The sequence below is a fragment of the Ammoniphilus soli genome, from assembly GCF_040813775.1.
The window spans coordinates 253,976-279,499 of the sequence record NZ_JBEGDL010000004.1; the positions used below are offsets into that span (position 1 = coordinate 253,976).

The window sequence follows — 25,524 nt, forward strand, 5'->3', positions numbered from 1 at the left end:
AAAAAAAAGCCTTGAGACTCTAAATCCTCTCAAGGCTTCTTTTCATTAATGGATTCTTCCGGATAGGGCTTGCTCCGCAAATCGAACCAAACGCTTCGTGATTTCTCCACCGACAGATCCATTCACGCGGGATGTTTGATCCGCCCCTAATTGTACTCCAAACTCTTGAGCGATTTCAAACTTCATCTGATCAATCGAACGGGCTGCTTGCGGAACAAGCTTCTGATTGGAATTACGACTTTCTTGTTGCCTCATGAAAATCAACCTCCATAGGTAAAATTATGAATATCATTGTGAAGGTTAGGATCTCACCTTTTTGGAGGGTTATTCACAGTTAATTATGTCAAATATTTACAAGTGCACGATCATGCTGTAAACCTATTTAAAATAAAAAAACATCCCGTCCATATAGGACAAGATGTTTATTCGATAATATTTAGGAACAAATAAAAAACTCCACCAGTATGTATGGTGGAGGCGGTGGGAATCGAACCCACGTCCGAAAGCAACGCAACATAAGCTTCTCCGAGTGCAGTCGCTGCATTGAGATTCGCCGCCCCGACGCCCAACGACAGGCTTCAGGATTGGCTAGTTACCTACATTTCACTTTCCGGTCAGTAACCCTCCGGACGAGCTATCCCACTGAGATGACCTTCTATAGCAAACATGGGCGATCTGCTATGGAAGGATTAAACTGCAATTAAGCAGCTAATTGTAATTTAGGTTGTTTTGCAGTTATATTTAACTCCGCGTTGTTAACGAGGCCCGCAGCCCCCCGACTCGCTACTCATGCCCGAACTACCCCCGTCGAATCCAGAACGCCCCCGTAAAGGGATATCAAGTACTTCAAGCACGTACTAATAATATAGCATAGGCTATAGCACATTTCAAATGGTAATTATCGTAAACGTTCCTTGATTGCCTTGGCCATCTCGCGCTGGGCATCCTTTTTCTTCAGATCTTCCCGCTTATCGTATTCCTTTTTCCCTTTGGCTGTAGCCAGCTGAACTTTAGCTAGTCCATTCTTTAAGTAAATCTTCAAAGGAACGAGCGTATATCCCTTCTCCTTAATCAACCCGATCAGCTTGTTGATTTCTTCCTTGTGCAGGAGAAGCTTTCGTGTTCTTAACGGTTCATGATTATAACGGTTCCCCTGCTCATACGGACTAATATGCATGTTATGCAGGGTGACTTCACCCTTCCTGATCTGAGCAAAGCTGTCACGCATATTAACCTTGCCCTGGCGGATCGATTTGATTTCAGTTCCCGTCAGAACAATGCCAGCCTCATATTTATCTTCAATATGGTAATCGTGGAATGCCTTTTTGTTTTGTGCAACCAATTTTTCCCCTCGTGTGATCGCCACTTTCTTCACCTCATCATGCTTTAGCGTGTTCCTATTATACCAGAGGACCGAGATGAAAAAAAGCGAGGATCCATTTTGAGCAATTATAAAGGAAAAAAGTTCCCATAATACAAAGGGCTTGTTCCAAAAAAACTCTACTTATTTAGAAAATGGCTCTGTTAAGGCGGACATAGGGTTCGCTAATCTCGTGAAAAACAGCTATAGGAGCCTTTTTCGGACATTGAGTTTGTTATTTACTAAAAAATGGTGAAGTAGAGCAGAATCTTAACAAAATAACGGAACTTATGTCCACTCTACTCTCAATCAAGGCGATTTTTTCCCATTTAACGAATCTTACGTCCGCAATGGAACAGGATGGGCAAAATCAACCATGACAGATAACAGAGCCTAAAAAGGAAGAAAAGTAATAAGAGAATAGTTGGAAAAAGTCCACTTATCATCAATAAAACGATCTAAAACTCAGTCTTTATCGTGATTAGTAGTACAATTTCCAACTATTTCATATCAAATCTCATAAAATTTTATTGTAAGTGGAGATTTTCCAGCTATTCCATTGGCTCCACCTAACCTAAGCTACTTTTGAGAAACCTGATTACTTCTTCTTTTTCTTCTTCGGCTTCGCCTTCTTCGGCCCTTTCTTATTGCCGGCTTTCGCAGCTTCTTTCCAGAAAGGCTGGTCGCCTTTTTTCTTGCCAGCTGCTACCGCTACCTTGCCAGGCTTGGCTTTTTTCTCCCGCTTGCCAGCTTCGATCACGATCTTGGCTTTCTTCGGTTTCCGCTCGGCTCGCTGTGCCATGCCCACGACTTCAAAATCAACGGTATGCTCATCTTTATTGACACCCACGACACGGATATTGACCATGTCGCCAATTCGATAAGATTTTTTCGTCCGTTCACCGACAAGGGCATAGGTTCTTTCATCGTAATGGTAATAGTCATCCGTGAGGTAGCTCATATGAACGAGCCCTTCAATCGTATTCGGAAGCTCCACGAACATCCCAAAGTTGGTTACGCTGCTGACCATTCCCTCAAATTCCTGGCCAACTTTATCTTCCATAAACTCAGCTTTCTTCAGGTCGTCTGTTTCCCGTTCCGCATCAACGGCTACGCGCTCCCGTTCTGAGGTATGGCGGGCGATGTCAGGCAGCTTTTCGGCCCACTCTTCCTTTTGCTCCTCCGTCATCGGGCCTTGCTCCAGCCAATGGCGGATCAGGCGGTGTACGATCAAATCGGGATAACGGCGGATAGGGGATGTAAAATGCGTATAGTACTCAGCCGCTAATCCGAAGTGGCCATTATTGGCTGCCTCATACTTCGCTTGCTTCATGGATCGCAGCATGACTTTGCTAATGACGGTTTCTTCCGGTGTCCCATGTACCTGATCTAGTAGCATTTGCAGGGCACGAGGATGAATGTCGCTAGGTGTACCTTTGACTACATAACCAAAGTTTTGAATAAACTGGAGGAAGTTGCGCAGCTTTCCTTCGTCCGGGTCTTCGTGTGTCCGGTAAATGAAAGGCTGATTCAGCCAATGGAAGTGCTCAGCCACCGTTTCGTTGGCAGCCAGCATGAACTCTTCGATGATCTGCTCAGCAATCGTCCGATCGCGCAAAATCACTTCGGTCGGTTTGCCCTCCGGATCAACGAGGATTTTCGATTCTTTAAAATCAAAATCAATCGCCCCTCGCTCCATCCGCTTGTTCCGGAGCCTCAATGCCACATCTTTCATCATCCGGAACATCGGAACGAGCGGTTCGTATCGGTCAATCAGCTCCTGATCTTCCTCTTCGAGGATTTTATAGACATCCGAATAGGTCATTCGCTCATTCGTTTTAATTACGCTCGCGTAGATATCATGGCGAACAACCTTCGCGTCTTCATCCAATTCCATGTCGCACGTCAAGGTGAGCCGGTTAACCTGAGGATTCAAACTGCAGATTCCATTGGATAAACGATGGGGCAGCATCGGAATCACGCGGTCCACCAGATAAACACTCGTTCCTCGTCGATAAGCCTCTTCATCCAAAGGAGAGCCTTCCTTTACATAATGGCTTACATCCGCAATGTGAACTCCAAGCAGATAATTTCCGTTATCCAGCTTTTCTAGAGACACCGCATCATCCAAATCTTTCGCATCGGCGCCATCAATGGTCACCATCACACGGTCGCGAAGGTCTCGGCGGCCTTGGCCCTGCAATTCTTCTTCCGAAATTTCATCAGGAACCGACTCAGCTTGGACCATGACATGGTCATCAAACCCTTCGGCCAGCTCGTATTTATGAATAATCGACAGGATGTCGACACCTGGATCGTTCTTGTGGCCAAGGATCTCCACAATCTTACCTTCCGGGTTGGTACGTCCATCCTCGGAGTACTTGGAAATCTCAGCGATGACTTTATGCCCATCGACTGCTCCCATACTCATGTTTTTAGGAACGAAAATGTCCTTGGACATGCGCTTGTCATCCACAATGACAAAGCCATAGTTCTTTTCATCAGAGTAGGTTCCTACAAAACGATTATTCGCCCGCTGCAGGATCCGGATAATCTCTCCTTCCACCCGGGAACCGCTTTTTACTTTCGGGCTTGGACGACAGAGCACGATATCCCCATTCAAGGCACCGTTCATATCATGAGCTGAAATGTAAATATCCGGTTCACCGGCCGTTTCCTGAATGACAAAGCCGAACCCCTTTGCATTACCCTGCAGCTTTCCTTTGATCAGATTCATGCGCTCAGGAACACCATAGCGATTCGAGCGGGTACGGATAATTTTACCTTCCTCTTCCAAGAGGTTTAAAAGCTTGATGAACTCCTTGAAATCCGTCGCCGATTCGACGCCAAAAGCTTCCTCCAGCTCTTGGACCGTCATCGGATGGTAAGCCTCTTCCCTCATAAATTCTACAATTCTTTGTTCAGTGACCACACTTGTCACTCCTTTTTCTCTATATAGTTATCAGACCAGAAAACTTGGTGGGGGCCATGCCCTCGATAAGGATAAAAAAAGGAGGTTATCTCCCCTCCACATCCCAAGTAATCTCTTCAAAATATGTGGCAATGTCCATAAATAGCTGATGCCGATCATGGTCTAACGTGATGATATGGCTGGATTGAGGATAATAAATGATTTTCTTATAGTTTGACCCAATTTGGTTGTAGATATAATCAGCACTTGCCGGATTGACGGTTTCGTCCTGCCCGCTCTGGCCAATGAAGATGGGCGTCTTTATTTGCGGCAAGTCTTGCTTGACGGTTTCAATCAACTGCTGGAGACTATGAACGGAGGCCAGCGGCGTCCTCGAGTAGGGAAGGATGTGCTTTTCAATGTGAGGTGCTTTTTTCTCCCGTGACCCTGGGACATAAGGAACAATCCACTTAGCCCAGCGGGCATGCTTGATCCGGGTATCGCGAACGAAAATGGGCGAACTGAGGGTAGCTATGGCGCGAAATTCATATTGCCTCGCCAGCTTCAAAGCCAGGATCCCACCCATCGAGAGACCGACGGCATATACGGTATGACATCCGGCATCCACCAGCTGATGGTAGCCTTCTTCCGCTGAATAAAGCCAATCTTTCCACGTTGTTTTTCGCAATTGCTCAGGAGAGCTGCCATGACCAGCTAAAAGAGGAGCGGAAATAGCAAATCCGCTCCCTCTAAAAAATTCCGCTGCCGGCTTCATTTCCATCGTGGTTCCAGTGAACCCGTGCAGCAGGAGAATCCCTCGACCATTATGACCTTTATGAAAGATGGAACGAACTTCAAACACGAACCTCCGCTCCCTCCAATTCCTTTGTAAGAAAATCCTCAACCAAAGCGAAAACCTGCTCTTTCTCACAATCATGGCATAGTATATGCTTCGATTGGGGAAAAAAATGAATTTCCTTCACTTCGGATTGAATCTGCTGATAAATGTAATGGGCGCTTCTGGGTTCCACCAAGTCATCGCATTCCCCTTGGAGAATGAGGGTGGGCACCGTCACTTTATCCAGTTCAGGTTTCAGAACCTTCACTAATCTACGAAAATGAACGACCGCACGTACAGGGGTAGACATCGTCTTCTGCATGTAGCGCTTCATAAGATCGCGTGAATCCGCTTTAAAATTGGACTTAATAGCTTCTGCCATATTCGCGAACATTTGTCCCGGATTCATATAAAATACGCTAGCATTCAACAGAACAAGCTTCGCAACAGGATATTTTGTAGAGAGATAGGCAGCGATCATGCCTCCCATCGAAAAACCAATCACATAAACGACAGAACATTCCTGGAGCAACTCACGAATCTCTTCTTCTGCTTTCTGGATCCAGTCTTTCCATGTGACTTTCTTCATGTCTTCCTTGAAAGCACCATGGCCCGGTAACGTTGGCATGGCGATTTTCCAGCCATGCTTGCTCAGATGAACGGCAAGGGGTTCTACTTCATGAGGGCTGCCCGTAAAGCCATGAAGAAGCAAACAACCTATCATAGTACCTCTCCTTATTCCATGTGTGGCATATAATACGCAAGATTGGGTTTGTACCCACATTTTCCAATATACCATAAATCCTCTCGAAGTTACCTTACAATTTTGTAACAATTTGAAACCAAATAGAAAAGGAAGTAACCCCATCCGGCTACTTCCTTCCCTATTTCCTATTATACTGCGCCTCTAGTAAAGAATGCTACAGCAATCGCCAAAATCATAAAACCAGCTGCCAGTACGATGGTGATTTTATTCAAAATGGCATCAATGCCACGCGCCTTCTGCTTACCCATCATCTGTTCCGCTCCCCCTGCAATCGCGCCAGACAAGCCTGCGCTTTTACCGGATTGAAGCAATACGACTACGATTAAGCCAATGCAAAAGATAACCAGTAAGACTTTAAGAAAAAGAGCCATGCCCAGTACCTCCATACTCCTAGCCCATATGAGGCCTAGGTTGTCCATTCTAAGTATATACTATATAACTTTAGCATAAAGCTGGCTGGCTTACAAGAACAAAAGGGATAGCTCATTCGCTATCCCTTTTTTCAAAAACTTATCCCTTTAAATTATAGAAAGCCTTTCTTCCGCCGTATTGGCTCACTGGACCTAGCTCGTCTTGGATGCGAAGCAATTGGTTGTACTTCGCTACGCGATCCGTACGGGAAGGAGCACCGGTTTTGATCTGACCTGCATTTGTCGCAACTGCGATATCCGCAATGGTAGAATCTTCGGTTTCCCCGGAGCGGTGAGAAATAACCGCTGTATAACCTGCACGCTTCGCCATTTCAATCGCATCAAACGTCTCAGTCAATGTACCGATTTGGTTTACCTTAACCAAGATGGAATTCGCTGTGCTGGCTTCGATTCCGCGAGATAAGCGCTCGGTGTTGGTTACGAACAAGTCATCTCCAACCAGCTGAACACGCGATCCGATTCGGTCAGTCAGCATTTTCCAGCCATCCCAATCATCTTCGGACAAGCCATCCTCGATCGAGATGATCGGATATTTATCCGCAAGGGTCGCCAAGTAGTCAACCATTTCCGCTGTTGTCTTGGTCACGCCTTCGCCTTCTAGATGGTAAGCTCCGTCCTTGTACATTTCCGTTGCCGCCACGTCAAGCGCAAGGAAAACATCTTTTCCAGGCTCATAGCCCGCTTGCTTGATCGCTTCAAGGATCGTGGTAATGGCTTCCTCATTCGAACCTAGGTTAGGGGCAAAACCGCCTTCATCCCCTACTGCTGTGTTCAAGCCTTTTTCTTTTAATACGGATTTCAACTGATGGAAGATTTCAGCGCCCATGCGAAGAGCTTGAGAGAAGTTTTCGGCTCCCACAGGCATAACCATGAACTCTTGAATGTCTACGTTGTTGTCCGCATGCTCCCCGCCATTTAAGATGTTCATCATCGGTACAGGCAATTGCTTGGCATTGAATCCTCCAAGATACACATATAAAGGAATATCCAATTCATTCGCTGCCGCACGCGCTACCGCCATGGATACGCCAAGGATAGCATTCGCTCCCAGCTTTCCTTTGTTCGGCGTTCCGTCCAATTCGATCATCAACTGATCGATTCCCACTTGGTCTAGGGCGTCCAGGCCAATCAATTCTGGTGCAATGATTTCATTTACGTTATCTACCGCTTGAAGAACACCCTTGCCTAAATAACGGGACTTGTCCCCATCGCGAAGCTCTACGGCTTCATATGCACCTGTGGATGCCCCGGATGGCACCATCGCACGGCCAAATGCGCCGGTTTCTAAGTAAACTTCAACCTCAACTGTAGGATTTCCACGAGAATCTAGTACTTCTCTTGCGTAAACGTCAGAAATAATGGTCATGGCTTTGTTCGCTCCTTCTTGTCTATGAATGAATTTAGTATAAAGACTTTCCTGTCATTTCCTTAGGTTGGTTTACACCCAATAGCTTAAGCATCGTCGGAGAAATATCCGCCAAAACTCCATCCCCGCGCAGCTCTAGACCATCCTGTGTGATGATCAAGGGAACCGGGTACGTACTATGTGAAGTAATGGGGTTTCCATCCGGATCCAACATTAAATCGGCGTTTCCATGGTCTGCCGTAATCAAGGCTACCCCGCCTTTAGACAGAATGGCGTCGACCACCGCACCCATGCAACGATCCACAGTTTCTACCGCTTGAATGGTAGGTTCCATTCTTCCCGAGTGACCCACCATATCGCAGTTGGCAAAGTTAAGGATAATCACATCATGGAGATCCTTGTCCAACTCCGCGAGCAGTGCATCGGTAATTCCTTGAGCGCTCATTTCCGGCTTAAGGTCATAGGTAGCGACATCCTTCGGAGAAGAAATCAGGACGCGGGTTTCTCCCTCAAATTCCTCCTCGCGGCCACCGCTGAAGAAAAACGTCACATGAGGGTATTTTTCCGTCTCGGCAATTCTCAATTGCTTGAGGCCTTGTTGACTAAGAACTTCCCCAAGCGTATTATCCAGATTCGTCGGCTTATAGGCCACATACCCTTGGACCGACTCACTGAATTTGGTCAGGCAGACATAATAGAGGTTCTTAGGCATCTTTTCTCCGCGATCAAATCCTCGGAAATCCTCATTCGTAAACACTTGAGACAATTGAATAGCCCGGTCTGGCCGGAAGTTAAAGAAAATAACGGCATCGTTGTCTTCTACCAGGCCATTAGGGCGACCTTCGCTGTCGGTAATGACGGTTGGCATGACAAACTCATCAAAAATACTTTTTTCATGAGATTCCTGTACTGCACGCAATGGATCTTCATAGGCCGGTCCTTCGCCATAAACCATGGCGCGGTAAGATTTTTCCGTGCGCTCCCAGCGCTTGTCCCGATCCATGGCATAATAGCGCCCTTGGACTGTCGCAAATTTCCCAATGCCCAGCTCTTGCATCTTTTGCTGCGTTTCCTGAATGTACCGTGTCGCGCTGTCCGGGGTAACATCTCGCCCGTCCAGAAAAGCATGTATGTATACATTATCAACCTGCTGTTTCTTGGCAAGCTCCAGTAACGCAAAGAGGTGGCGAATATGGCTATGCACACCGCCGTCCGACAGCAATCCATACAAGTGCAATTTGCTGCCCTTTTCCTTCACATGACGCATCGCACCTAAAAAGGTTTCATTTTCGAAAAAATGGCCTTCGCGAATTTCCTTGGTGACTCTCGTCAAGTCCTGATAAACCACCCGGCCGGCGCCTAAGTTTAAATGTCCTACTTCAGAATTCCCCATCTGACCGTCGGGCAGACCGACGGCTTCCCCGCTGGCTTGCAAAAGGGTATGAGGGTACTGGTTCCGGAAACGCTCAAAGTTTGGCTTGTTGGCTTGAGCCACCGCATTTCCATAGGTTTCCTCCCGGATGGCAAAACCATCCAGGATAATTAAAGCAACGGGTTTCGATCTGCTCATTATTCGGCTCCTTTCACTAAAGCAAGGAAGGACTCGGGCTGTAGGCTCGCCCCGCCGACTAGCGCTCCATCGATGTCTTTTTGCGACATGAATCCGGCAATATTGTCCGGTTTCACACTTCCCCCATACTGGATGCGCACCTGATTGGCCAAGTCCTGGTCATACTGGTCAGCAATCAGCTCTCGGATGAAGCCAATAACTTCATTGGCATCTTCAGCCGAAGAGGTTTTTCCGGTACCAATCGCCCAGATCGGTTCATACGCAATCACCAGGTTTACGATTTGTTCCGCGCTGACATCCCTCATCGCGGCTTCCATCTGCACCTTGACCACTTTCTTGGTTTCTCCCCCTTCTCGTTGCGTCAAATCTTCCCCTACGCAAACAATCGGAGTGATTCCATGCTTTAACGCTGCATGAATACGCTGATTTACCGTTTCATCCGTCTCACCGAAAAAAGCGCGCCGTTCGGAGTGACCGATAATGGCAAATTGAACCCCCAGCTCCTTCAGCATTAAAGGACTGATTTCTCCCGTAAAAGCGCCTTCTTCTGCCCAATGGACATTTTGCGCCCCAAGAGAAATGTTCTTGCCCTTCAAAGTTTCAGCCAAGGCAGGAAGCAGGGTATAAGGGGCACAAATTACCGCCTCCACCTGATCTCCCTGAGTGGGAAGCGCGTCAGCAAACTGCTTCGCTTCCGCGATGGTCTTGAACATTTTCCAGTTTCCTGCAATAATTGGTTTTCTCATGATCATCACCCTATTTATCTTCCAGGATCGTTACCCCTGGAAGCTGTTTTCCTTCCATAAATTCTAAGGAGGCCCCGCCGCCGGTTGAAATATGTGACATTTTTTCTGCCACTCCAGCTTTTTCTACTGCCGCTACCGAATCGCCGCCTCCGATGATGGTCGTTCCCTGCACCTTCACCATGGCTTGGGCAATGGCTTCTGTCCCTTTCATAAACGTTTCCATTTCAAAAACGCCCATCGGTCCATTCCATACTACGGTTTTGGATGCGGCAACAACTTCCTGATACGTTGCTGTCGTTTCTGAACCAATATCCAAGGCTTGCCACCCCTCTGGAATGGCACTTACCGATACCTGCTGGGTATTGGCATCATTAGAAAAACGATCGGCCACTAGCACATCCGTTGGAATATAAAATTGGACGCCCTTATCTTTCGCCTTTTGGATAAAAGAAGCCGCTAAGTCCACTTTATCCTCTTCCAGCAAGGAAGCTCCCACATCATGCCCTTGGGCCTTAATGAAGGTGTTGGCTAGACCTCCGCCAATGATTAGGTTGTCCACTTTATCCAGCAGACTTTCAATTACCCCAATTTTATCCTTCACTTTCGCCCCGCCGATAATGGCAGTAAAAGGACGTTCTGGTTTGGAAAGCGCTCCGCCCAGGAACTCAAGCTCTTTCTCCATTAAGAATCCTGACACGGCAGGGATGAAATGTCCAATCCCCTCCGTAGAAGCATGAGCCCGATGCGCCGCACCAAAGGCATCATTGACGAAAAGATCAGCGAGGGAAGCAAATTGCTTGGCTAATTCCGGATCATTCTTCTCTTCCCCAGGATGGAACCGCACGTTTTCTAATAACAGCACGTCCCCGTCCCGCATCTCCTGGACTTGGGCCGTTACGGCCTCACCCACCACTTCCTTCGCACTCGCCACCGGACTGCCCAATAATTCTGACAATCTTTCAGCTACGGCTGTCAATCGCATCTCCTCGTTCACTTTCCCCTTCGGACGACCCAAGTGGCTGGCAAGAATCACCTTCGCCCCTTGCTCCTTCAGGTATTGGATCGTAGGGATCGCCGCGCGAATTCGCGTATCATCAGTAATCGTCCCTTCACTCATCGGGACATTAAAGTCTACTCGGCAAAACACCTTTTTTCCTGAGACTTCTACATCTCGAACTGTCTTTTTCTGCATAGCTGGCCTCCTTGATCTATTGAGGGCAATATATACGGAAAAGGGAGAAATCCATATGCAACTTCTCCCTTTCTCAACACACGATTATTATTTTACTTTTACAAGCCCTTTTTGGCAATATAATCCGCTAAATCCACTACTCGGTTAGAATAGCCCCATTCGTTGTCATACCAAGAGACAATCTTGACCATATTTCCTTCCAGCACCATTGTAGACAATCCATCAACCGAAGAAGAATGAGGATCGCCATTATAATCCAAGGATACTAAAGGTTCGTCAGAATAAGCCATGATGCCTTTCAGCGGACCTTCTGCAGCTTCTTTCAGAGCGGAGTTGATTTCTTCAACCGTCACATCCACATTCAGCTCTGCAACCAAATCTACAACGGATACGTTAGGAGTAGGCACCCTCATGGCAAAGCCATTCAGTTTTCCTTTCAGTTCCGGAAGTACCAATCCAACTGCTTTCGCAGCCCCGGTTGAAGTCGGGATGATGTTCTCCGCTGCAGCACGTGCTCTGCGCAAATCCTTATGCGGCAAATCCAAGATCTGCTGGTCATTCGTATAGGAGTGAACAGTCGTCATTAATCCACGACGGATCCCGAACTTATCGTTGATTACCTTGGCAAACGGAGCCAAACAGTTGGTCGTACAAGATGCATTGGAAATCACATGATGATTGGCCGCATCGTATTTATCTTCGTTTACGCCCAAAACGATGGTGATGTCTTCATTATTAGCCGGTGCAGAAATGATGACTTTCTTCGCTCCGCCTTCCATATGCTTCGCAGCATCTTCGCGCTTCGTGAAGCGACCTGTGGATTCCACCACGATATCTACTCCGAGCTCCCCCCATGGAAGCTGTGCAGGATCGCGCTCTGCCAATACTTTAATCTCTCTGCCGTTCACTGTAATATAACCATCTCCTGCACGAACCTCTGCATCCAGTTTGCCATGGACACTGTCGTATTTGAGCAAGTGCGCTAACGTTTCGGCATCTGTCAAATCATTTACTGCAACAATTTCTACCTCAGGATGATTGAGTGCAGCACGAAATACATTTCTTCCGATTCTACCGAATCCGTTTATTCCTAATTTTACCATAAGTCATTCCTCCTCTGGTTTAGCCAGCTATATGTGATTTGAATTTTGCATCCTCTAGACTTTTTATCCTGCTTAGTATGTTTCAGGTATGGATCAAATATTTAAAGGGACAATTTTCGTCCATACATATTCATTTATGTCCCACAAGACTTATTTTCTCATGAGATTTTCCAATTGTCAATGAGCAAATTGGAAAAACCGCACATGAAAAATTTCTGAGAAGAGCAAAAAAAATCCCAAGAAAAGAACACACCTTCTTTTCTTGGGATTTCTATTGAGATATTTGACTACCCCTTGCTTGCCAAACGCTTATCCAGTTCCCTTCGCAGCCAAAGCTCTGCCATTTTGGAGACAAAAACCTCTTCCCCATCAATATGCACAACGGGAATCGTCCATTTATATTTTTCATAAATTTCCTCATCCGTCGTGATATCAAACAGCTCTAGCTCAATAGGGTAATCCTGGGCGACGCGCTCCACCCGTTCCTTGACATCATCGCAGAGACAGCATCCGTCCCGGGTAAAGATCGTCACTTGAAAGGACTTCACCATTTTTTAGTACCTCTTTCTTTTTGCCGAGGATAAAATCCCCAGTTCCTCCCGGTATTTCGCTACCGTTCTTCGGGAGATCTCAATCCCTGCTTCATTCAGCAACTCACAAAGCTTCTGGTCCGATAGCGGCTTTTTGCGATCTTCCTTATCAATCAATTGCTTTAGCTTTGCCTTCACGCTCTCAGAAGAAGTAGCATCTCCATTCGCTGTCGTAAGGCCAGAGGAGAAAAAGTATTTCAGCTCAAATACGCCTCTAGGCGTTTGCACATATTTATTATTGGTGGCCCGGCTAATGGTTGATTCATGCAGATCCACGATTTCGGCGATTTCTTTGAGGTTCATCGGCTTCAAGCAAGCAATTCCCTTTTCAAAGAATTCCTTTTGCTCCTTTACGATAGCCTCGGTTACCTTATAGATCGTCATTCTCCGCTGCTCAATGCTTTTAATCAGCCACATCGCTGAATTCATCTTATCATGAATATACTTTTTGGCATGGCCGTCTTCTTTCAACAGTCTCTCATAGTAGCTGCTAATGCTCAATCGAGGGCTGGTAGAATCATTGACAAGGATAATGTATTCGTCGTCCACCTTTTCGACGGTTACATCCGGAATGACATATTTGGGCTCATCTCGGTAATAATCTGAGCCAGGACGCGGATTTAGCGTACGAATGACGTCCGCCGCCTCTTGAACCTCCTGAGGTGTCACCTGGAGTTCCCCGGCAATTTTGCTTATCCGTCCTTCCGCCAGATCCATGAGGTACTGTTCCACAATAGCGTGTGCCAACGAATCCTTCTTTCCATCGTACTCGAGCTGGATAATCAAGCATTCCTTCAGATCCCTCGCCCCAACGCCTCTCGGCTCCAAGCTTTGGACGACCCACAGCGCCTGCTCAACCGCTTCCAGATCAACTCCCAAAGTTTGGGCCACCTGTTCGAGGGCAAGTTCCAAGTAGCCTTTTTCATCCAGATTGCCAATGATATATTTAGCCGTTTCCCGAATCGATTCAGGCAGCTGACGTATATAAGAAAGCTGCTCCAGCAGGTGCTTCTCTAACGAAACATCATTCCTTGCCACCCAATCCAACGGATTGTATTCGTTTTCATACGATCTTATGGAAGTACCAGCATAATCCCCTTGCGCCCGGTCGCGTATAAACTCCGACCAATCCACGTCCCCTGTTGCCGAAGAGGAAGACTTGATTTCGGTTTCCCTGTTCATTTCCATATCTAAAGGTTCAATGACCGGGTTTTCGCTAAGCTGTTGGTTAATGTACTCCAGTAAGTCCAGTGCCGAGAATTGAAGAATCGTGATCGCTTGACGCAGTTCTGGCGTCATCACTAACTTCATAGACTGCTCTTGATAGAGTCCGTACCCCATCTGCATCATTATCACCCCTTAATTATACTGTCAGTATTTATAACTTCGTTACAAAATATATGGACAGCACGAGGAAAACTTGTAGCTTATGCGCGAGCCAAGTTTTCTTGTGAGAAATCTCCGATACTTGCATTAAGAACTATATATTCGTGATAATAAGCGAAATCCCTGCTTAAATCTACTGGTATTTTTAGAAGAAAGACTTGGTGGCTCGCGTCCAGCAGTTCTGATACTATACATTTTATCAGAATTAAAGGTCTACCCTTGTTGTAAATGAGGGAAAAGCTGCAAGTTTTCTCCTTGCTGTCCAAATAATGTTAAATTGCCTTTAAATAAACAATGCCCTCTTACATGTTACGTTCGAGGGCTTATCCACTTGATGGACTTTTAGTCATTTCTTGGAACTAATTGATCACCCGGAATCGTGCCCGAACAGTTTGGGCAAACATACTGGGAAAAATAATCGCCAAACCCTTTCACGATTGATTCAATATCTCTTACGCCTACTTTGAACCGGCTGGCTTTGGAAGTGTCCCATGACCCTGATGTCGAAGTAATATAGCATGTTGGACAGCAGAACCGGTGAATTCCATCCCTCATCCCTGTCACTCTCCCCTTTTTTCTTTAAGATTACAAGAATCCCTTAGGAGATGTACAGATCATCTTATAGAATCATGTCAAAAAGACAAGAAATTTGTGGAAAACAAATGATTGAAAACGCTTACCCCTTGGGATATACTAGACTTAACCCTGATACCATTGTTCAGGTTTCTCTCCACTCCTATCTTTTATTGGCCACCGAAGTTATCGGTGGATTTTTTTTTCATTTTACCCAGGTATAAAAAAGCGCAAAAACCGTCTAAGCTAGTATCGGGCCAATAAAATGATTTGACCATTATTGACCTTCCCCGAGGTTTGATGTAGTATGAAAGAGTAAGCAGATTTATCCAGTTGAGAGGAGGAAATCCCATGTTAGTCCCTACCGTCATTGAACAAACCAATCGCGGGGAAAGAGCTTATGATATCTACTCCCGTTTGCTGAAGGACCGGATCATCTTTTTGGGAACACCTATTAACGACCAAATCGCCAACAGCGTAGTTGCCCAGTTGCTTTTCCTTGCCGCTGAGGACCCGGAGAAAGATATCAGTATTTACATAAACAGCCCTGGCGGATCCATTACTGCCGGAATGGCTATTTATGACACGATGCAGTTCATTAAGCCGGACGTTTCCACCATCTGCATCGGCATGGCAGCCAGCATGGGGGCCTTCCTATTATGCGCTGGAGCTAAGGGCAAGCGTTTCGCTCTTCCCAACAGCGAGGTCATGATCCATCAACCGCTGGGCGGCGCTCAAGGGCAAGCGAGCGATATCGAGATCAGCGCGAAGCGCATCTTGCGCATGCGTGACCACTTGAATTCCATCATGGCGGAAAGATCCGGCCAGCCGAAAGAAAGACTAGAACGAGACACCGATCGAGATAATTTCATGAGTGCCATTGAAGCAAAAGAATACGGCCTTATTGATGACGTTATCCAAAGAATTGATCAGAAAAAATAAATAAAGCATGAAAAAAGGCTGTTCCAAAAAGGTCGGTAAAACCAATCTTGACGGACAGTCTTTTATTTTTTCACCTCGGGAAAGTTGGTCAATCCAATTCATTCGAACTCACCTTCAAAATCCGCCAACACTTTCCGCCCTAAACTAGGCGGGTACAATTAAATTAAAATGAAAAAACCGCCTACCTCCGTTGATTTCGGTTACAAAAACCATCCATCAACCTTGATAAACGGTGAAACTGAGTACTAAACTTCCTCTTTTTCAACGAGCTTAACTAAGCTGGAAACGGCATCTTCTGCATCATTGCCTTCCGCCAGAATAGCGATTTCCATACCATTGGTAACAGCAAGGCTCATAATTCCCATAATGCTTTTTGCGTTGACCTTCTTGTTCTCTTTCTCAACAAAAATTTCAGACGCATAACGGTTAGCTTCCTGGACAAAGAAAGCAGCTGGACGCGCTTGCAACCCTGTCTTTAATTTTACAATAGCTTGTTGACGAACCAACACCATGACCTCCAATTCTACCTCGTGCTTATCTTATATCTTTTATTATATCATAAAGGTTAGATTTCTTTACGCTGAAGTTTTTCAGCCATTTCATTGAGTTTCCGCAATCGGTGATTGATGCCGGATTTACTCACTTTTCCGCTCGGAAGCATTTCCCCTAATTCGGCTAGGTTCAAGTCTGGGTATTTCAAACGCAATTCGGCTACTTCCCTCAGCTTGTCCGGGAGCTGGTCTAGCCCTATCCCCCGTTCGATCATTCTGATATTCTCAATCTGCTTCATTGCTGCGCTGACGGTCTTGTTCAAATTGGCCGTTTCGCAGTTGACCAGCCGATTGACGGAGTTGCGCATATCCTTCACGATGCGAATATCCTCAAAATAAAGCAGTGCTTGATGGGCCCCAATCAAACTCAAGAATTCCGTTATTTTTTCAACTTCCTTCATATACATGACAAAGCCTTTTTTTCGTTCGATGCACCGTGAATTCATCTGGAATTTGTTCGCCAGTGCACAAAGATCCTTACAATGCTCCTCGTACAAGGTGAAAATTTCCAAATGATAGCTATTCGATTCCGGATGATTCACCGAACCCCCAGCTAAGAATGCTCCGCGCAAGTAGGCCCTCTTGCAGCAGGACTTTTTCACCGTTTCCTTCGGGATCCCCTGAGAGAAAGTCCCTGCCCCGTAAATCTTCAGGCTTTCAAGAATTTCCCTCGCGTGCTGGGGAAGCCTCACGATATACACGTTGTTTTTCTTCAAGCGCATCTTTTTTTGAACGAGCAGTTCCGCATGGGCCTGAAAATACTCTTTCACCAGCATGTAAATCCTGCGGGCAATCGCTGCATTTTCCGTTACCACATCCAGAACAAATCGATTGTTGCCGAACTGCAGGCTTCCATTCATCCGAATCAAAGCAGCCAGCTCGGCCTTTGCGCAGCATGGCGCCGCTTCTAGCTGCGTTAATTCCTTTTTCGTTAAAGCTGCAAAAGACAAACCATCCACCTCACTTCTGCTCCATGAGCGTGGCGATGACTTCCGCCACCTTATGTGCATCATGGCGCAAGTAGGTCTCATACATCACGAAGTTATCTTCCATGATCTGGAATCCGTAATTAAGCAGGCGTTCCCGATCATACCGAACCGGAGAGGCCCCTTTTTCCCGGTACCTCTCGAGTACAGGCTCAGGAATCTTCGCGCTGTTGACCAGTATTGTATCAAACAAATCCGCTCCTACATGATTGTACAGAGCATTCACATGATCTGACGCCGTGTAGAAATCCGTTTCCCCCGGCTGGGTCATGACATTGCAAATATAAGCTTTTCTCGCTTTCGACTCTTTTATCGCTTTAGAAATCCCTGGGACGAGCAAATTGGGCAAGATGCTTGTATATAAGCTCCCAGGCCCTAAAAGAATCAGTTCGGCCTCCTGGATCGCTTGGATCGCCTCTTCTAGCGGCTGAACATCCTTTGGCTCCAAAAAGACTCGCTTGATTTTTTTGCCTATCTTGGGAATTTGCGATTCACCCGAAACGATCGTTCCGTCTTCCATTTCTGCCTTCAGCACAATGGCTTGGTTGGCAGCAGGCAGCACCTGGCCGCGAACGGCCAGTACACGGCTGATTTCCTTGACAGCCATGACAAAATCACCTGTAATTTCTTTCATGGCGGCAATGAATAAGTTTCCTAAACTATGTCCCGCCAAACCGCCGCCACCGGAAAACCGGTACTGGAATAATCCCGCCAGCAGCGGTTCCGTGTCAGCCAAGGCGACGATAACATTGCGAATATCCCCAGGAGGGGGCATGGACATTTCTTCACGGAGACGGCCGGAGCTACCCCCATCATCTGCAACGGTGACAATGGCTGTCAAGTCGAACGGCTTTTCCTTCAAGCCTCTCAGCAAAACCGAAAGCCCCGTTCCTCCGCCAATGACGACCACCTTGCCGTTCGGCATCTCTTCTTCCGCTATCCTTTCTTCCATGCCTTTCCCTCACTTCCGGTCGCGTTCAATATCTCGATGGCTCACTCGAGTCAAATACTCGTCTTTGAATTTTTGTCCCAGGTGCTCCGCAATGGACACGGAGCGATGCTTCCCTCCGGTACAGCCAATCCCGATGACAAGCTGGGATTTTCCTTCCTTCTGATAATGCGGAAGGGTGTAGCCGATAAAATCTATTAAACGATTGACAAAATCGACGGATTCATCCCATTTAAACACGTAACCGGAGACCTCTTGATCCAATCCCGTTTTGGGGCGCAAGTCCTCCACATAGTGGGGATTCGGCAAAAACCGAACATCAAAGACAAGATCGGCATCAATCGGAATTCCATATTTAAAACCAAAAGACGTAATATTTACGGTCATTTGGGATTGCATCGTGGAAAAATAATTCGAGATCTTTTCTTTGAGCTGAACCGGCTTCAATTGGCTTGAATCCAAGATCAGGTTGGCTCGGCCCTTAAGCTCCTCCAGCATCCTTCTCTCCGCAAGGATTCCTTCCATCGGAAGCCCTTCAGGAGCCAAAGGATGACGGCGACGCGTTTCCTTATAACGTTGTACCAAAACTTGATCCGATGAATCCAGGAATAAGATCTGGTAGTGAATATGCTCCATTTCCTCCAACCGGTCCAAGGCATCGGAAAGGGTATCAAAGAACTCCCGTCCTCTTAAGTCGATCACAAGAGCTACTTTTTTAATTCGGCCTCCCGATTGTTCAATCAGCTCTGCAAATTTCGGAATGAGCAATGGGGGCAGATTGTCTACACAAAAAAAGCCTAAGTCCTCCAAGCTTTGTACAGCAACCGTTTTTCCAGCACCGGACATTCCTGTTATAATGAGTAAGTTAATTTGCTTCTCGGACATGGATTCCTCACCTCTTCTCCCTAGAATACCACCAAACCGGTCGATCAACAATTTTTTTGTGGCTTCGCGCAAAAAAAAGTAGCGTGATTCCAAAGAACCACGCTGTGAAAATATATATTATAAGGGGGTCAATTTGATAATTTTATTATATGCAAGGAATGTTTCAAGTGTGTTACAAAAAGATTAAACTTTTATTAAGACTGCTTGGCTTCCTTCTCTTTGAGCTGTTCTTCCAAGTTCTCCACATAATGCTGGGCGCTGAGGGCAGCGACTCCCCCATCCCCTGTTGCGGTAACCACTTGGCGGAGCATTTTCTCCCGAACGTCTCCTGCCGCAAAAATCCCCGGCACGCTCGTCTTCATCTTTTCATCGGTCAGCACATAGCCCGCCTCATTCGTAATGCCAAGCCCTTGAACAGCTTTCGATAGGGGATCCATCCCCACATAGATAAATACCCCATTGCAAGCAAACTCTCTTTGCTCGCCGGTATTGGCATCCTCCAAAAGAACGCCGGTCACCACATTGTCGCCCTTGATTTCCTTCACATGGGTATTCCAGATCACTTCAATCTTCGGATTTTCAAACGCGCGCTTCTGCAGAATCTTCTGGGCCCGGAACTGATTCCTGCGGTGAATGATGGTGACCTTCGTCGCAAAGCGAGTCAGGAACACGGCTTCTTCCACAGCCGAATCTCCTCCGCCGACTACGACAAGCTCCTTGCCTTTGAAGAAAGCCCCATCGCATACCGCACAATAGGATACCCCGCGGCCGGAGAAATCCTTTTCCCCCGGAACGCCCAATTCCCGATGCTCAGCACCCGTTGCCACGATGATGGACTTGGTCAGATACTCTTTTTTTCCGGCGCGAATCGTTTTGTATGGAAAGCCATCCTGGATTTCCGTAATATCCCCATAAGCATATTCGGCACCGAATTTCTTCGCATGCTCGAACATCTTATTGGAAAGATCCGGACCCAGAATATGATCATAGCCCGGATAGTTTTCGATTTCTTCCGTATTGGCCATCTGTCCTCCGGGAATTCCCCTCTCCAGCATTAAAGTGGACATATTCGCACGAGACGTATAAACGGCAGCTGTCATTCCGGCTGGACCTGCTCCGACAATCACCACGTCGTAGATTTTTTGTTCAGACATAATGGTATCCCTCTCTCCCTATTATGGAAAATGTAATATCTGATGTAAGTATACAACATAATTAAAATTATTACAAATAAGAAAAGAAGGAACCCTATGCCTCAGGGTTCCCTCCTTTATTCAGTGCTGTTTCCATTGTTTCCGCATGCTTTTTCAGCGTTTTAGGTGAAGCCTGATAATAGGCCGCCACCTCTTCCAAGTCAGCTCCGGTAACCATCCACTCCAAGGCGGCTGCCCACGCTTCCGGCTTGCGGATCACGGGGATTTCCGGATAAGCGCAATGAATGTATTCCGACCAGAGCTCCCCGACCTTGCCCTGATCGGCCTCAGCCAAGTCAGGTCTCAGCATTTCCAGTACGCGATGCCAGGTCTTGCGCCAAGGGACTTTCGTTTCGGAGGAATAGCCGAGCGTCTTCAGCACAAAGCTGGCGATTTTTTTTAATTCCTCATCCTGTCCGGCTTGCTGCACGAACTCCAGCAGCGCTTCAATAACCTCCTGGTCTCCTAGCCATTCGAAAGCTTGCAGGACTTGCAGCTTGGTTTCCCGGTCGCCATGGCGCAGTGCCCATAAGAAAGACGAACGGATGAAGGGATCGTGCTCCACCTCTTCTTGCAAGGAAGGCTCAGGAAGATGACTGCTGCCTTTCTTTTTCTTCTTTCCGTAGGATGGGAGGTGATAGTAATAAGGAATATCCTTAGGGAGGTCTTCCCCTGCTTTCAGTCGCTCCAAGTAGTAAGAAGCCACCGGAGAACCTGGATCCTCTACTTTAACCAGCTTCCAGTACTTCTCCGCTTCCTTCATGCGGCCGGAATTATAGGCAGCCACCGCACAGTAATGGAAAAGATGAAAATCAAGCTGCCAAGCATAAGCAGCCATCTTCTTAAACAGCGCATAAGCGGTTTCGTGCTCTCCCATGACCCCCAAGGTAATGCCCAGCTTATAGGCTTGATCGTACTGGAGCGGGATCATTTTTCTTAAGTTACTCAGAAGCTTCTCAAGCGCTTCTTGGTCCTGCTGCTGGTAATAAAGAATGGCCAGATTGCATAGCGCATGGACGTTATGAGGCTCCTGTTCCAGTACCTGATCGATCGTCTCGAGGGCCTTCTCAAACTCCCCTTTATAGTAATAACAAAGGGATAAATTGTTGCTGGCTGCCAGGAAGCCGGGATAATCCTGGGTTAGCTTGAGCAAAAGCTTCTCAGCCTGCTGAAAGCTCCCTTCCTCCATCAGGATGCGCGCTTTCTCATGAAGCTGCGTCTGCTCATCCTGAAGGCTCAGATCTGTCTCTGCCTCATAGGCAGGAGGGTACTCCAGCTCCGTACTGAGATACTGAAGCAGCTCTTTGGCATCTTCGGCATAGCGGCCAGCGGGATCGTTCCTCAAATAGGTTAGGGCATGCTCCTCGGCCTTTTCCAGCAAATCGAGATACACATAATTACAGGCGAGAAAGTAGTGGCATTCCACCGCATTCTCATCCATTTTCTGCAGCACGTGATGCAGAATTTCATTCGATTCCTGATACTTGCCCAGATGCCCGAGCACGCCAGCCATATTGCAGAACAACAGCGAATTATGGGGCTCGATCTCTACGGCCTTTTTATAGTAGTGCAAGGCTTTCGGATAGTTATATCGATCAAGGGACTTATTGGCACGCTCAATATAAAAGTCGGCACTTACCGTTAACGGAATAACATTTTCGGGATTTAAAGGCATACTGACTCCTCACTCCATCGTTATGCTACCAGTATACCACAACTAAGGGGGATGGGGAGAATTGGAATATGCTAGAAAACTTGGCTGTCCAAATGATGGAACGAAGTTATCAATTCTGACAGTATGAAAAAAAGTTTTGGCCTGCGCGTCCACAGACCAAAACTTTTTTGATGGATTATTTTTTATGACGTTGGGATAATTCCTTTAATACTTCATCCAGCGGCAAGCGCTGCTCTCTCAATAGGACAAGCAAATGATAGATGAGATCGCTGGCCTCGTAGCGCAGTTCCTGAGGGTCACGGTTTTTTGCGGCGATAATGACTTCGCTCGCTTCCTCCCCCACCTTCTTCAGGATCTTGTCCACGCCTTTTTCAAATAAGTAGGTGGTATACGCTCCTTCCGGACGCTCCGCATCGCGCTTGGCAATTAAGCTTTCCAGATCCGTCAGAATGCCAAAGCGGTCCTGCAGCGGTTCATCCTGGCCATGGATCGGCTCAAAGCAGGTATACGTATTGCGGTGACAAGCAGGACCTGCCGGCTGGACTTTAATGAGCAGCGTGTCCCCGTCGCAGTCCAGCGAGATGCTTTCCACCTTTTGCGTATTCCCCGAGGTCGCTCCTTTATGCCAGAGCTCTCCGCGGGAGCGGCTCCAGAACACGGTTTCTCCCGTTTCTAGAGTCTGCTGCAAGGATTCCTTACTCATATAAGCCATCATCAGCACTTCTTTGCTTTGGGCGTCCTGAACGATGGCAGGCACAAGCCCTTTTTCGTCAAACTTGATGTTTTCCCAGGCGATCATATGCGAACTTCCACTCCTTTTTCCCGAAGATGGGATTTGACTTCTCCGATCGAAACTTCCTTGTAATGAAAGATGGAAGCTGCCAATCCGGCGTCTGCTTTCCCTTCTGTAAAGGCCTCAAGGAAATGCTCCGGATTTCCCGCCCCGCCGGAAGCAATGACGGGTATGCCTACCGCTTCCGAAATGGCGCGGGTCAGTTCAAGGTCAAATCCATCCTTGTGTCCATCTGTATTCATGCTCGTGAGGAGGATTTCTCCCGCCCCCAGCTGTTCGGCCTGGCGGGCCCACTCGACCGCATCTCTGCCCGTTTCCTTGCGTCCTCCGTGCGTGTAAACCTCCCAGCCGGAGCCGTCTTCTTTACGCTTGGCGTCAATGGCCACGACAATGCACTGCGAACCGAACACTTCCGCTCCTTCGCGGATCAGTTCGGGACGCAAAACGGCTGATGTATTCATCGATACTTTATCGGCTCCAGCGCGCAGCACCCGGCGCATGTCGTCTACGCTATTGATCCCGCCTCCTACGGTGAACGGAATCGTGACTTTCCCGGCGGTTTCCCGGATGACTTCGACCATCGTCTCGCGGCCCTCATGGGAAGCAGAAATATCAAGGAATACAAGCTCATCTGCTCCTTCTTGGCTGTATAGCTCAGCCAACTCCACCGGGTCTCCTGCATCCCGCAGGTTGACGAAGCTGACCCCTTTCACCACGCGTCCGTCCTTGACGTCCAGGCACGGGATAATTCGTTTCGTAAGCAATTTACTTCACCTCTACTTCCTTGACCGCTTCCGTTAAGTTCACCCGATCGGTATACAAGGCCTTTCCGACGATCGCCCCGCATACGCCATCGCTTGCATATTGGGCAAGGTTCTCCAGGTCCTTCATCACACTTACACCGCCGGAAGCGATCACCTGTACCTCAGCTGCCCGAGCGAGTCCTACGATTTCCGCAACATTCGGTCCTTGCAAGGTTCCATCTCGTGCAATATCTGTATAGATAAAAATTTCCGCACCTTTTTTAGCCAACTCCTGTGCGAGAGCCTCCGCTTTGACTTCAGAAGTTTCCAGCCACCCATGGGTCGCTACATAGCCGTTGCGGGCATCAATCCCGATGGCGATGCGTTTTCCGCCGTAACGCGCGAGAGCCTCTTCCACAAAAGGACGATTCTGGATAGCAGATGTCCCTAAAATGACGCGGCTGACCCCGCCCTCTAAGTATCTTTCTACCTGTTCCATATTGCGGATCCCGCCGCCCACTTGCACAGGCACCCCAATCGCTTGGGCGATTTCCAGGATGACGGCGTCATTGACCGGAGCTCCTGCCTTCGCCCCATCCAGGTCAACCAGGTGAACCCAAGAGGCTCCCTGCTCTTCCCATTGTTTGGCCATATCGACGGGAGAATCCCCATATACCGTTTCCTGATTGTAATCTCCCTGTACGAGGCGGACACATTTTCCGCCGCGGATATCAATCGCAGGATAAATCAAAAACTCAGCCATGCTTGACGCCCTCCTTCACCATCTTTGCAAAGTTGTCCAAAAGCTTCATGCCTACATCCCCGCTTTTCTCCGGATGGAACTGGGTCGCGAAGACGTTTTTGCGACCGATGATCGCGGGCACTTCCTGAAAATAGTCGGCTGTCGCAATCAGCGTATCCCGATCCGCCGTCTCCGGCTGAAGGAAATAGGAGTGAACGAAATAAGCATAGCCTTCTTCTACATCCTTGACTAACGGACTGTTCGGCTGCAAAAACTTCAACCGGTTCCAGCCCATATGCGGGATTTTATAGTCTCCCTGGAAACGTCGCACCGTCCCGGGAAAAATCCCCAGCCCTTCATGCTGTCCATGCTCTTCGCTTTGGCTGAACAAAAGCTGCATGCCCAGGCAGATGCCAAAAAGCGGACGCCCGGAGTCGGCAAATTCGCGGATGGCCTCGACGAATCCTTGCTCTCTCAGATTGCGCATGGCATCTCCATATGCCCCAACGCCAGGAAGAATGGCCCCTTCGGCTTGAAGGAGCAATTCTTTCGAATCTACAATCTCATACTCATAGCCCAAACGTTCCACGGCCTTGCTGACGCTATGCAGGTTTCCCATTCCGTAATCGATGATGGCAATCATTTATAACATCCCCTTTGTCGATGGAACTCCTTTGACTCGCGGATCAATGGAGGTCGCTTCATCCAAGGCGCGCCCGAGGGCCTTGAAAATGGCTTCGATCATGTGATGGGTGTTCATGCCGTAATGCAGGATGATATGCAGGTTCATTCTTGCTTCCAGCGCCAGCTTCCACATGAATTCATGCACCAGCTCAGTTGGGAATTGTCCCACTTGCTGGCTAGGGTATTGGGCCCGATATTCCAAATGCGGGCGATTGCTCAGGTCAATGACCACTTGAGCCAAGGTTTCATCCATCGGCACGAAGGAATTTCCGTAGCGCTTGATGCCTTTTTTATCCCCGAGGGCTTCTCTTAATACTTGTCCCAAGCAGATGGCGATGTCTTCGACGGTATGATGATAGTCGATGTCAATATCGCCCACGGCCTTCACGGCCAAATCAAATTGTCCATGCTTGGTGAACAAATCCAGCATATGGTTCAGAAAAGGGACTCCCGTATCGATCTCGGTTTTTCCTTCGCCGTCAATGTTGAAGCTAAGCTGAATATCAGTTTCGTTGGTTTTGCGATGGATCTCACTGCTGCGCATGATGA

Annotated in this window: 27 protein-coding genes and 1 other RNA gene; 2 read left to right on the plus strand and 26 right to left on the minus strand. The window is 47.6% G+C overall.

Features of this window, described 5'->3' with window-relative positions; translation table 11 throughout:
- Nucleotides 1–45: 45 nt before the first annotated feature.
- The 15 genes from ABLT31_RS11490 to ABLT31_RS11560 all read right to left on the minus strand — a co-directional run bounded on the left by ABLT31_RS11490 (nt 46) and on the right by ABLT31_RS11560 (nt 14,814).
- The gene (locus ABLT31_RS11490; RefSeq protein ID WP_367751653.1) at nt 46–255 is read right to left on the minus strand and encodes a small, acid-soluble spore protein, alpha/beta type; all 210 of its coding nucleotides are present in this window, start codon (nt 253–255) and stop codon (nt 46–48) included.
- A 214-nt stretch (nt 256–469) separates the two neighbouring features.
- Nucleotides 470–826: a transfer-messenger RNA gene (ssrA, locus tag ABLT31_RS11495) on the minus strand.
- 72 nt (nt 827–898) lie between these two features.
- Nucleotides 899–1,360: an SsrA-binding protein SmpB gene (gene smpB, locus ABLT31_RS11500; RefSeq protein ID WP_367751760.1), complete on the minus strand. Its 462-nt coding sequence runs from the start codon at nt 1,358–1,360 to the stop codon at nt 899–901.
- Between the two features lie 598 nt (nt 1,361–1,958).
- On the minus strand, nt 1,959–4,292 hold the full coding sequence (rnr, locus tag ABLT31_RS11505) for a ribonuclease R (RefSeq protein ID WP_367751654.1): 2,334 nt from the start codon (nt 4,290–4,292) through the stop codon (nt 1,959–1,961).
- Between the two features lie 85 nt (nt 4,293–4,377).
- Nucleotides 4,378–5,133 carry an alpha/beta hydrolase gene (locus ABLT31_RS11510; protein WP_367751655.1) on the minus strand — a complete coding sequence of 252 codons (756 nt, stop codon included), beginning with the start codon at nt 5,131–5,133 and terminating at the stop codon, nt 4,378–4,380.
- A complete protein-coding gene (locus tag ABLT31_RS11515; RefSeq protein WP_367751656.1) occupies nt 5,126–5,833 on the minus strand; it encodes an alpha/beta hydrolase in 708 nt (235 codons plus the stop codon). The genes ABLT31_RS11510 and ABLT31_RS11515 overlap by 8 nt, the downstream gene beginning before the upstream one ends.
- 170 nt (nt 5,834–6,003) lie before the next feature.
- Nucleotides 6,004–6,246, minus strand: a complete 243-nt coding sequence (secG, locus tag ABLT31_RS11520; protein ID WP_367751657.1) for a preprotein translocase subunit SecG — start codon at nt 6,244–6,246, stop codon at nt 6,004–6,006.
- A gap of 139 nt (nt 6,247–6,385) precedes the next feature.
- Nucleotides 6,386–7,672 carry a phosphopyruvate hydratase gene (gene eno / locus ABLT31_RS11525; RefSeq protein ID WP_367751658.1) on the minus strand — a complete coding sequence of 429 codons (1,287 nt, stop codon included), beginning with the start codon at nt 7,670–7,672 and terminating at the stop codon, nt 6,386–6,388.
- A gap of 34 nt (nt 7,673–7,706) precedes the next feature.
- A complete protein-coding gene (gene gpmI / locus ABLT31_RS11530; RefSeq protein WP_367751761.1) occupies nt 7,707–9,245 on the minus strand; it encodes a 2,3-bisphosphoglycerate-independent phosphoglycerate mutase in 1,539 nt (512 codons plus the stop codon).
- Nucleotides 9,242–9,988 carry a triose-phosphate isomerase gene (gene tpiA, locus ABLT31_RS11535; protein WP_367751659.1) on the minus strand — a complete coding sequence of 249 codons (747 nt, stop codon included), beginning with the start codon at nt 9,986–9,988 and terminating at the stop codon, nt 9,242–9,244. Before tpiA ends, gpmI begins: the two co-directional genes overlap by 4 nt.
- A 10-nt stretch (nt 9,989–9,998) precedes the next feature.
- Nucleotides 9,999–11,180, minus strand: a complete 1,182-nt coding sequence (locus ABLT31_RS11540; protein ID WP_367751660.1) for a phosphoglycerate kinase — start codon at nt 11,178–11,180, stop codon at nt 9,999–10,001.
- A 98-nt stretch (nt 11,181–11,278) separates the two neighbouring features.
- On the minus strand, nt 11,279–12,283 hold the full coding sequence (gap, locus tag ABLT31_RS11545) for a type I glyceraldehyde-3-phosphate dehydrogenase (protein WP_367751661.1): 1,005 nt from the start codon (nt 12,281–12,283) through the stop codon (nt 11,279–11,281).
- Nucleotides 12,284–12,570: 287 nt separating this feature from the next.
- The gene (locus tag ABLT31_RS11550) at nt 12,571–12,834 is read right to left on the minus strand and encodes a glutaredoxin family protein (RefSeq protein ID WP_367751662.1); all 264 of its coding nucleotides are present in this window, start codon (nt 12,832–12,834) and stop codon (nt 12,571–12,573) included.
- A gap of 3 nt (nt 12,835–12,837) precedes the next feature.
- A complete protein-coding gene (rpoN, locus tag ABLT31_RS11555; protein WP_367751663.1) occupies nt 12,838–14,220 on the minus strand; it encodes an RNA polymerase factor sigma-54 in 1,383 nt (460 codons plus the stop codon).
- A gap of 381 nt (nt 14,221–14,601) precedes the next feature.
- The gene (locus ABLT31_RS11560) at nt 14,602–14,814 is read right to left on the minus strand and encodes a hypothetical protein (protein WP_367751664.1); all 213 of its coding nucleotides are present in this window, start codon (nt 14,812–14,814) and stop codon (nt 14,602–14,604) included.
- Nucleotides 14,815–14,888: 74 nt separating this feature from the next.
- Here ABLT31_RS11560 and ABLT31_RS11565 point away from each other — a divergent pair, with 74 nt between their 5' ends.
- The gene (locus ABLT31_RS11565) at nt 14,889–15,056 is read left to right on the plus strand and encodes a hypothetical protein (protein WP_367751665.1); all 168 of its coding nucleotides are present in this window, start codon (nt 14,889–14,891) and stop codon (nt 15,054–15,056) included.
- 127 nt (nt 15,057–15,183) lie between these two features.
- The gene (clpP, locus tag ABLT31_RS11570; RefSeq protein ID WP_367751666.1) at nt 15,184–15,774 is read left to right on the plus strand and encodes an ATP-dependent Clp endopeptidase proteolytic subunit ClpP; all 591 of its coding nucleotides are present in this window, start codon (nt 15,184–15,186) and stop codon (nt 15,772–15,774) included.
- 245 nt (nt 15,775–16,019) lie between these two features.
- Here clpP and ABLT31_RS11575 read toward each other — a convergent pair whose 3' ends face one another.
- From ABLT31_RS11575 to hisB, 11 genes are all read right to left on the minus strand, one after another.
- Nucleotides 16,020–16,280, minus strand: a complete 261-nt coding sequence (locus ABLT31_RS11575; protein WP_367751667.1) for an HPr family phosphocarrier protein — start codon at nt 16,278–16,280, stop codon at nt 16,020–16,022.
- Nucleotides 16,281–16,339: 59 nt separating this feature from the next.
- Nucleotides 16,340–17,275, minus strand: coding sequence for a DNA-binding protein WhiA (gene whiA, locus ABLT31_RS11580; RefSeq protein WP_367751668.1), 936 nt, complete (start codon nt 17,273–17,275; stop codon nt 16,340–16,342).
- Nucleotides 17,276–17,285: 10 nt separating this feature from the next.
- Complete coding sequence (locus ABLT31_RS11585) at nt 17,286–18,263, minus strand: gluconeogenesis factor YvcK family protein (protein ID WP_367751669.1); 978 nt, start codon at nt 18,261–18,263, stop codon at nt 17,286–17,288.
- Nucleotides 18,264–18,272: 9 nt separating this feature from the next.
- Nucleotides 18,273–19,145, minus strand: coding sequence for an RNase adapter RapZ (gene rapZ, locus ABLT31_RS11590; protein ID WP_367751670.1), 873 nt, complete (start codon nt 19,143–19,145; stop codon nt 18,273–18,275).
- A 194-nt stretch (nt 19,146–19,339) separates the two neighbouring features.
- Nucleotides 19,340–20,299, minus strand: a complete 960-nt coding sequence (gene trxB, locus ABLT31_RS11595) for a thioredoxin-disulfide reductase (protein ID WP_367751671.1) — start codon at nt 20,297–20,299, stop codon at nt 19,340–19,342.
- A gap of 94 nt (nt 20,300–20,393) precedes the next feature.
- Entirely contained in the window at nt 20,394–22,013 is a 1,620-nt protein-coding gene (locus ABLT31_RS11600; protein WP_367751672.1) for a tetratricopeptide repeat protein, read from the minus strand.
- 175 nt (nt 22,014–22,188) lie between these two features.
- Nucleotides 22,189–22,812, minus strand: coding sequence for a bifunctional phosphoribosyl-AMP cyclohydrolase/phosphoribosyl-ATP diphosphatase HisIE (gene hisIE, locus ABLT31_RS11605; RefSeq protein WP_367751673.1), 624 nt, complete (start codon nt 22,810–22,812; stop codon nt 22,189–22,191).
- Nucleotides 22,809–23,570 carry an imidazole glycerol phosphate synthase subunit HisF gene (hisF, locus tag ABLT31_RS11610; protein ID WP_367751674.1) on the minus strand — a complete coding sequence of 254 codons (762 nt, stop codon included), beginning with the start codon at nt 23,568–23,570 and terminating at the stop codon, nt 22,809–22,811. Before hisF ends, hisIE begins: the two co-directional genes overlap by 4 nt.
- A 1-nt stretch (nt 23,571) precedes the next feature.
- Entirely contained in the window at nt 23,572–24,312 is a 741-nt protein-coding gene (hisA, locus tag ABLT31_RS11615) for a 1-(5-phosphoribosyl)-5-[(5-phosphoribosylamino)methylideneamino]imidazole-4-carboxamide isomerase (protein ID WP_367751675.1), read from the minus strand.
- A complete protein-coding gene (gene hisH, locus ABLT31_RS11620) occupies nt 24,305–24,934 on the minus strand; it encodes an imidazole glycerol phosphate synthase subunit HisH (protein WP_367751676.1) in 630 nt (209 codons plus the stop codon). The genes hisA and hisH overlap by 8 nt, the downstream gene beginning before the upstream one ends.
- Nucleotides 24,935–25,519, minus strand: coding sequence for an imidazoleglycerol-phosphate dehydratase HisB (gene hisB / locus ABLT31_RS11625; RefSeq protein WP_367751677.1), 585 nt, complete (start codon nt 25,517–25,519; stop codon nt 24,935–24,937).
- Between the last annotated feature and the right edge of the window lie 5 nt (nt 25,520–25,524).

What these genes read in the sequence shown, in the direction of transcription:
- trxB (WP_367751671.1), bottom strand. Translation starts at nt 20,299, where the DNA reads ATGTCTGAACAAAAAATCTACGACGTGGTGATTGTCGGAGCAGGTCCA.
- hisB (WP_367751677.1), bottom strand. Translation starts at nt 25,519, where the DNA reads ATGCGCAGCAGTGAGATCCATCGCAAAACCAACGAAACTGATATTCAG.
- rpoN (WP_367751663.1), bottom strand. Translation starts at nt 14,220, where the DNA reads ATGCAGATGGGGTACGGACTCTATCAAGAGCAGTCTATGAAGTTAGTG.
- gap (WP_367751661.1), bottom strand. Translation starts at nt 12,283, where the DNA reads ATGGTAAAATTAGGAATAAACGGATTCGGTAGAATCGGAAGAAATGTA.
- ABLT31_RS11600 (WP_367751672.1), bottom strand. Translation starts at nt 22,013, where the DNA reads ATGCCTTTAAATCCCGAAAATGTTATTCCGTTAACGGTAAGTGCCGAC.
- secG (WP_367751657.1), bottom strand. Translation starts at nt 6,246, where the DNA reads ATGGCTCTTTTTCTTAAAGTCTTACTGGTTATCTTTTGCATTGGCTTA.
- tpiA (WP_367751659.1), bottom strand. Translation starts at nt 9,988, where the DNA reads ATGAGAAAACCAATTATTGCAGGAAACTGGAAAATGTTCAAGACCATC.
- clpP (WP_367751666.1), top strand. Translation starts at nt 15,184, where the DNA reads ATGTTAGTCCCTACCGTCATTGAACAAACCAATCGCGGGGAAAGAGCT.
- ABLT31_RS11515 (WP_367751656.1), bottom strand. Translation starts at nt 5,833, where the DNA reads ATGATAGGTTGTTTGCTTCTTCATGGCTTTACGGGCAGCCCTCATGAA.
- ABLT31_RS11550 (WP_367751662.1), bottom strand. Translation starts at nt 12,834, where the DNA reads ATGGTGAAGTCCTTTCAAGTGACGATCTTTACCCGGGACGGATGCTGT.
- ABLT31_RS11560 (WP_367751664.1), bottom strand. Translation starts at nt 14,814, where the DNA reads ATGAGGGATGGAATTCACCGGTTCTGCTGTCCAACATGCTATATTACT.
- rapZ (WP_367751670.1), bottom strand. Translation starts at nt 19,145, where the DNA reads ATGTCCGAGAAGCAAATTAACTTACTCATTATAACAGGAATGTCCGGT.
- ABLT31_RS11565 (WP_367751665.1), top strand. Translation starts at nt 14,889, where the DNA reads ATGTCAAAAAGACAAGAAATTTGTGGAAAACAAATGATTGAAAACGCT.
- hisIE (WP_367751673.1), bottom strand. Translation starts at nt 22,812, where the DNA reads ATGATCGCCTGGGAAAACATCAAGTTTGACGAAAAAGGGCTTGTGCCT.
- ABLT31_RS11490 (WP_367751653.1), bottom strand. Translation starts at nt 255, where the DNA reads ATGAGGCAACAAGAAAGTCGTAATTCCAATCAGAAGCTTGTTCCGCAA.
- hisH (WP_367751676.1), bottom strand. Translation starts at nt 24,934, where the DNA reads ATGATTGCCATCATCGATTACGGAATGGGAAACCTGCATAGCGTCAGC.
- ABLT31_RS11585 (WP_367751669.1), bottom strand. Translation starts at nt 18,263, where the DNA reads ATGGAAGAAAGGATAGCGGAAGAAGAGATGCCGAACGGCAAGGTGGTC.
- hisA (WP_367751675.1), bottom strand. Translation starts at nt 24,312, where the DNA reads ATGGCTGAGTTTTTGATTTATCCTGCGATTGATATCCGCGGCGGAAAA.
- eno (WP_367751658.1), bottom strand. Translation starts at nt 7,672, where the DNA reads ATGACCATTATTTCTGACGTTTACGCAAGAGAAGTACTAGATTCTCGT.
- ABLT31_RS11540 (WP_367751660.1), bottom strand. Translation starts at nt 11,180, where the DNA reads ATGCAGAAAAAGACAGTTCGAGATGTAGAAGTCTCAGGAAAAAAGGTG.